At 60.9% G+C, this 530-nt stretch carries 1 protein-coding gene; it reads right to left on the reverse strand.

Annotation, left to right across the window (positions count from 1 at the left end; all coding sequences use genetic code 11):
- Positions 1–530: type VI secretion system tip protein VgrG (vgrG, locus tag V3W39_RS33630; RefSeq protein ID WP_330214192.1), on the reverse strand; the 530-nt coding region annotated here is incomplete at both ends.

The raw sequence follows: 530 nt of genomic DNA on the forward strand, positions 1-530 counted from the left end.
TCGTGGCGCAAGCGGGCGTAGAAGTAGCCGCTTTCGCTTTGCAGGTCTTCGTCGAAGGCGTAGCGGTCGCCCATGACGGTATAGGGTTCGGCGTAGTGATAGGCCTCGCCGTAGGTGGTGGTGGCGCCACGGGTTTGGTCGATTTCCCCGTTCAGGTGGGCGTGGGCCACGCGGTGGTGGTAGCTGCGAATATTGACGTGCTGCTCCACCACCTGGTGGCTGGATTGCAGGTTCCACACGCCATCTTGCCCGGTGCTGCTGAGCCCGGATTGCGGGCGGTAGGCAAGCTCGACATTGAATTGGTAATGGCGTTGGTCGTCGTGGAATTCCACCACCTCGATGTTCAGGCGTTCATCGCGGGTGAAGCGGTACCAGATGCCCACATCGGCCAACAGGCGGGTGATGAAGGCCAGATCGCTCTCGCCGTACTGCATGACCTGGTCGCGCTTGGGGTAGTCGCGCACCAGGTTGAAGAAGAAGTCCTGGCCTTCAAAGTCGTGGCGGTTGCGCAGGATGCTTTCGACGATCTG

Source organism: Pseudomonas sp. Z18(2022) (genome assembly GCF_036346535.1).
In the GTDB taxonomy this organism is placed as follows: domain Bacteria; phylum Pseudomonadota; class Gammaproteobacteria; order Pseudomonadales; family Pseudomonadaceae; genus Aquipseudomonas; species Aquipseudomonas yamanorum_A.